Below are 6,268 nucleotides of genomic sequence, written 5' to 3'. Positions count from 1 at the left end.
TCGGACAAGTAACGTTTAGTTATCTCTAATTTTAATTCATGGCTGTAACGGATACAACCTACATGTTTCGATTCTGACATAAGTTTACTTTGGTATTTTGTCAACTTATTTCAGGACAGGACATCTTTTCTATTAGTCTGAAACATATTACCTATAAATATAAAGATGGCTGTCGTTAAGCTTGTCGACGTAGGTCGTTAAGCTTACTGACCATTATCGAAAAACTTACCGACCTGGGTGAATAAGGCAGTTGATTGTTTCTTTTGTCTTAATAGGTTATTGATTTTTGAGTAGTTTATTATTGGAGAAGTGTTAGTAGGCAAAGGTGAACGGTTGCAGGTAACCATTCACCTTTTTGGCAAACCATTCACCCTGATAATTGCCGTTTAATGTATTTTATTCCAGTTGTTTATTGACTAAAAGGTGACAGGTGAACGGTTTTTATGTCTTACTAACTATGTAGGTGTTTATCTTCCGTACAAATGTTTTGCCGAGGGAACAAATATAACATTCAGTTCCGGGTCCGGCATATCCGGGTCTAATGGGAACATAGGCCGGACGATGTTCTTATACGGAATGCTTTTGAAATCCTGATCCACTCCGCCGCGGGTCAGAGCCATCACCCAGTCTGCTTTCATATTGTACCATTGGTTTACCAGGTAACCCTGTTTAACCATTACAATATCCATTTCTCGGGGATCTATTCCGGTACCTTCCAGGTTGGGTGTGGGAGAAGATGTTCCCACGACGACATAAATACTTCCTGTTTTGATAATAGCGATATCGCTGCGTGTTCTGTATGGAGATTCGGAGGCCTGGTTCTGATCCTGAACGGGGCTGACATATATTACCGTGCCGGATAACCAGACAGGAGGTTCATAAGCATTGTCCGTCATAGCTCCTACATATCCTTCTGCATGGCCGCCGACACCAGCCTTACGTGCGGCTTCAACCATCTCGCTTCCTGGAATAGAACAGTAAAGCAGGCTTTTGCCGTTTGGAGATTGAAGTTCCGGACGTTTCAATACCCGGGCTAATGTCCATGTAACTTCGCCTGAACCGCCACCACCGGGATTGTCACCCATATCGCTGATAAAGAAAGGCTTCTTGTCGCTGGTCAGGGCCAGATCGAGACATTTTTCGAGCGGATGCCCCGGAGCTTCCAATGTGAACTGGCGGCGGACATCCCAAAATTTTTGCGCCAGTTTCTTTGCGCCTGCTTCTACCTGTGCTTTGTCGTCACCGTAAACCATCACTACTCCCTGGTTGCGCCGGTCGTCTCCCCATACATAACCGATCCAGATACCTGCATCTATTACGCCCGGCATTGCTTCAACTTCGGGAACCATGGCATAAAGCGATTTGGCTGGTTCGGCACGCGTACTCGACCATTCTCCGGAAACTAGTACCGGAACGGCTACCCATGCTTTATAGGCTGGACGTCCTTTACCGGAGGCTAGTCGATCCAGCAGATTGACTACGCCACGACGATGCGATTCACGTGAATCATCGTGAGGGGCTTTGCGGTAAGTTGTAATCAGGTCGGAGTTAAGGGCTACGAGCCAGGATGCATTGCCATGAAGGTCCATAGTGGTCGTAACAAGGACGTCGTTACCGATAACGCTGCGGACTTTTTCCATAAACTCACCCTCCGGATCGGCAACTCCATCCACGCTGCATGCCCCGTGATTGTAAAACCAGAAAGCATCGTAAGGCATGTTCGCCTTTATTATTTCAAGCGCTTCGTTGACGAAGGCGTCGTATGATTCTTTCGTAACCGGTCCGCGGCCACCGCCACGGCCCATCAGGGAGGGAAGCCATGTTGCCGCCTGTCCCATGGCAGAATCCGGACTCAGATAATCCGGCAAAGTGAGCGGCCTTCCGACTATCGGTTGCCTGTTGGGCATAAATACGCTGTTCTCGATTTGTATACCGGCAACGCCGATACGTGGTTTCTGTTGCTGCGCGGCGGCATTGTTGGCGAATGACGCGACCAACAGGCAGAGACTCAGGAATAGGAAAACTTTCTTCATGGTTCGTTTAAATTTAATAGTATGACATAATAAAAATATATGGGATGTATATATGATTAAAATCAGGGTTAAACTTAGTGGAAATATATGAGAAATTATTCAAAGTCAGGAATATTTATTTGCCAATGCCTTGACTTCTTGCCTGGTAGGTCAGGATATCGTGATCATCAGACCGGTCCCCCTTATCGTTTTGATACTGACTTTTTCGTCTTGTGACAATAGTTTGCGGAGCTTCGTGACGAAGACATCCAGGCTGCGGGAAGCAAAGTAATCGTCTTCCGTATTCCAGAATTTGTCTAAAATGATTTCACGGCGGATAATTTCTCCCGGTTTACGGAATAATAGTTCCAGTATCCCGTTCTCACGGGGTGTCAGTAAGTGGTTGCTTCCGGAGATATGGCGCAAGGTTGCCTGTGCCGGATCCAAGGTATATCCGCCTATTGTCCATGTCTGGTTTTTAACTTTTTCCGTATTCCCTTGCTTCATGCGGAGCAACGCGCGGACATGTGCATCCAGTTCTTCCGGCAGGAAAGGCTTTTTGACATAATTGTCCACTCCCAGTTCATACCCTTTTACCACGTCTTTCGGTGAAACACGGGCGGATGAGAAAAGGATCGGGAGCTCTCTGTCCGTCTCCCGGATACGGCGCACCATCTCGTAGCCGTCCATGACCGGCATTTCGATGTCGGCAACGATAATATCCGGTTTTACCTGCCGGTATTTCTCCAGGCCTTCTTTCCCGTTGCAGGCGATGATCACCTCATAACCGCCTATCATATCTTCCAATCCTCCCTGAATGATATAACTCAGGTTGGCATCGTCTTCTACTAATAATAATTTGATCATACTGTTGTTTCTTCTGTGGTGGATACTGGTAATGAGATGGTAAATTCACTGTATTTTCCTTCCTGGCTTTCGACGCTGACATAGCCGCCGTGCGAGCGGGTGACGTTCATGACATAATTCAGTCCCAGGCCGAAACCCGTAACACCGTCGGCAGCATTGCTCCGGTTGATCGAAGCCCGTTCGAACTTGTCGAATATATGGTTCTGTGCAGCAAGGGAAATACCGATCCCGTTGTCTATTACCTTGATTTGTGTAAATTGGTTATATCGGCAGGAAGTGATCTGTATCTCAACCGACTCCCCGGAATATTTGATCGCATTGTCTATCAGGTTGCTGACAGCCTCTTTCAGATATTCTTCATCTGCAAATATATCTACCGCTTCTATGTTTAACCGGAAAGTGACGGTTTTATTCGTCTTGGCAGTGAATAACTGTGTCAGTTCCTCCAACATCGGGCGGATAGGGATCAGGCTTTTTTCAAGCAGTAATTGCCCGTGTTCCAGCTTGGAGATGGTCAGCACTTTGTTAGTCAGGGCCAGTAGATGTTGTGCTTCTTCTTCCAGGATGTCGAAGTATTTCTCTTTCTTCTCCGGTTTTCCGTCCAGCTTTCCGCTTCGGAGGATACGGGCACCCATCAGGATCGAGCTGAGAGGCGTTTTCATATCGTGGATCATCGCATAGGAGAAGTCTTCCCGTATTCGTGCGATCTCGTCCTGTTGTTTGATAATTTTGATTTGCTTCCGGATACAGATCAGAAGAATCCCCAGTGCAATAGTCGTTCCGAAGAAAAAGTAGAGCAGCTTGCCGATAGAGCCTGCCCGCGGATTTCTTATGTAAGCTCGTATTCCCTGTGTGTCATTGATTGGAAAAACAAAAGTGTGTTGTTTGTTGAATAAGTCATTGTAATCAGTGAAATAGCGGATGCTTTCCCGTTGAACAATATCGGGGCTGTTCAGGAAAACCGTATCTATGCGGAATGCCAGTTTGTCGAGATGGTATTTGTCGAGTTCTTCCCGGAAGAGGGTCGGGAGGTTTTTTGTTTTGTTTGTTTGGTAACGTTCGGTGGCGTGGCAGAAGGATTCGTGTATCTGTCGTGCCAGTTGCTCTTTGGTCAGTGAATAACTTCGCCCGATCCATTGTCCCATTAGGAAAAGGACAATTAAAGAGGCGGCGGCTGTTAATATAATGTAGAATGATTTCGTCATAATACTTTGATTTCGTTGACAAAGATAGGTATTTTCGTTTTTCCGGCATCCTCCCTTTTTATCTTAACGTAAAGATAACGTTGAGATAACATTCTGTTTCTTTACTCCCCTGTATCTTTGCGGTATAGAAATCAAATAAAAACAAACGATATGGAAACAAAAGAAAAGAATTTGGAAGAATATTCTCACCCGGAAGGGGTAGAAGTGAAAGTGAGTGCGGCCCGGGCAAATATAACGATATTGCTCTATCTGTTCTTTTTTGTCGTAGGCGGAGTTATATTGTTCAACTATATTTGGGGAGATGGCTCAAGTTATGGCGCCAGATATGAACTGGGAAACACTGTCAGGCTACAGGCTTTATCTATAAAAGGTACAATTATTATGGCTCTTTGTTATATAGTATATACCTTGCTTCAATATGGTCTGCTGTATTGGTTTACCGGAAAAGATCGCCGGGCGATCCATTGGAACACGGACTGGAAGACATTAGGATTTCTGGTGAAGAAACCGCTACTTTTGAAATATTACCGGATAGCGTTGCTGACTCCGTTTGTTCTAATTGGTTTACTTCCTTTTATACATGGTCTTTGTACAGGAAATGATGTCTGCTTTTTTATTGGTGTCTTCTGTGTTGTGGGCAGCGGCGCCGATTGCTATTATTTCTGGAAGCTCCGTACTTTCAATGGTGACGATAAAATCGTGGATGGAGATGAGTCTTTAAGTGCAACTATTATAAAGAATTCTTATTAAGACCTAAACCTATAAACACACTATTTTTATGAAAGAAGGCAGGAGAACTCTCTTGTCTTCTTCTTTGATAATCGAATAACAAATAATACCTTTGTAACCTAAGAAGCAAAATAATAAAATATATGGCCGAACAAAAAGTAGTGATCAGTAAGGATTTGAAAGCTGATTTACAGGCATTCCTTGCTGCACTGAATTACGATAAACTGTTTATTCTTACCGATACAAATACACTGGAAAAGTGTTATCCGCTGATACAGGATGTGCCGGCAATCAAAGAGGCTCCGGTAATAACTGTCGATGCCGGTGATACGCATAAAGGCTTGGAGGCCTTGTCGAATATCTGGATGCGCCTTTCCAATGAAGGGGCTTCCCGTAACTCGCTGTTGGTGAACCTGGGTGGTGGCATGGTGACGGATATGGGCGGTTTTGCCGGTGCTACTTTCAAACGCGGGTTGAAGACGGTCAATATTCCTACAACACTGATGGCCTCGGTCGATGCTGCCGTGGGAGGTAAGACCGGTATTAATTTCAACGGATTAAAGAACGAAATAGGTTCTTTCTATCCGCCGGAATGCGTGTTTATCGATTGTGAATTTCTTCGTACGTTGGATAGGGATAACCTGTTATCCGGCTATGCGGAAATGATTAAACATGCGCTGATCAGTTCGATGGATACCTATGCGACGGTTATGTTGTTCGACCTCGACCAGAAGATGGATTATGCATTCCTGAATAAGATGGTGGCGCAATCGGTTGCCGTTAAGGAACGTATCGTGGCAGAGGACCCGAAAGAACACGGTATCCGCAAGGCTTTGAACTTCGGCCATACGATTGGACATGCCTACGAAAGTCTTTCTTTCAAAAAGAACCGTCCTCTATTGCACGGTCATGCGGTGGCTGCCGGTATCGTGAGCGAGTTATACCTGTCCCACAAGCTATGCGGTTTCCCTTCGAGCAATCTGAGCCAGGTTATCCAGTATATCAAAGAATATTATCCGGCTTTCATCTTTGATTGCAAAGACTACGAAACTTTATATGAACTGATGACCCATGATAAGAAGAATGAAGGTGGTATAATCAACTTTACCCTTTTGTCTAAAATCGGTGAGGTTCAGATAAATCAGGCAGTGACAAAGGAAAAAATCCTGGAGTCGTTAGATTTTTACCGCGAAAGTTTTGGTGTATAAAGGAAAAATATTACCTTTGCAGCCGTAAAGAAAACGGGGTGTAGCTCAGCCCGGTTAGAGTACGCGTCTGGGGGGCGTGTGGTCGGAAGTTCGAATCTTCTCACCCCGACATTTGCTGAGCATAAAGGAGTTAAGTTTAAAACTTATCTCCTTTTTTTATAATCCTTAATTGTGATATGTACCGGTTTGGTAGCCTTTGTGGTGAACTTCTCTTTAACTATTTTGCTATTATTGGACTTGGGGAATG

Annotated in this window: 5 protein-coding genes and 1 tRNA gene; 3 read left to right on the top strand and 3 right to left on the bottom strand. The window is 44.9% G+C overall.

Annotation, left to right across the window (positions count from 1 at the left end):
- Window positions 1–467: 467 nt before the first annotated feature.
- From NBH15_RS22145 to NBH15_RS22135, 3 genes are all read right to left on the bottom strand, one after another.
- The gene (locus tag NBH15_RS22145) at window positions 468–2,033 is read right to left on the bottom strand and encodes a M81 family metallopeptidase (protein WP_250823569.1); all 1,566 of its coding nucleotides are present in this window, start codon (window positions 2,031–2,033) and stop codon (window positions 468–470) included.
- A 150-nt stretch (window positions 2,034–2,183) separates the two neighbouring features.
- A complete protein-coding gene (locus tag NBH15_RS22140; protein WP_244050645.1) occupies window positions 2,184–2,879 on the bottom strand; it encodes a response regulator transcription factor in 696 nt (231 codons plus the stop codon).
- Window positions 2,876–4,084: a sensor histidine kinase gene (locus tag NBH15_RS22135; RefSeq protein ID WP_250823568.1), complete on the bottom strand. Its 1,209-nt coding sequence runs from the start codon at window positions 4,082–4,084 to the stop codon at window positions 2,876–2,878. The genes NBH15_RS22140 and NBH15_RS22135 overlap by 4 nt, the downstream gene beginning before the upstream one ends.
- Window positions 4,085–4,234: 150 nt before the next feature.
- Here NBH15_RS22135 and NBH15_RS22130 point away from each other — a divergent pair, with 150 nt between their 5' ends.
- The 3 genes from NBH15_RS22130 to NBH15_RS22120 all read left to right on the top strand — a co-directional run bounded on the left by NBH15_RS22130 (window position 4,235) and on the right by NBH15_RS22120 (window position 6,130).
- Complete coding sequence (locus tag NBH15_RS22130; protein ID WP_250823567.1) at window positions 4,235–4,834, top strand: DUF3267 domain-containing protein; 600 nt, start codon at window positions 4,235–4,237, stop codon at window positions 4,832–4,834.
- 122 nt (window positions 4,835–4,956) lie between these two features.
- Window positions 4,957–6,021 (top strand): 3-dehydroquinate synthase, encoded by a 1,065-nt coding sequence (gene aroB / locus NBH15_RS22125; RefSeq protein ID WP_250823566.1) that lies wholly within the window; start codon window positions 4,957–4,959, stop codon window positions 6,019–6,021.
- A gap of 34 nt (window positions 6,022–6,055) precedes the next feature.
- Window positions 6,056–6,130, top strand: a tRNA-Pro gene (locus NBH15_RS22120).
- Window positions 6,131–6,268: the final 138 nt, after the last annotated feature.

This window comes from Parabacteroides caeci (genome assembly GCF_023656795.1).
Taxonomy (GTDB): domain Bacteria; phylum Bacteroidota; class Bacteroidia; order Bacteroidales; family Tannerellaceae; genus Parabacteroides; species Parabacteroides segnis.
Note: the sequence above shows the minus strand (reverse complement) of the source record. Positions and strands in the feature narration are given on the sequence as shown.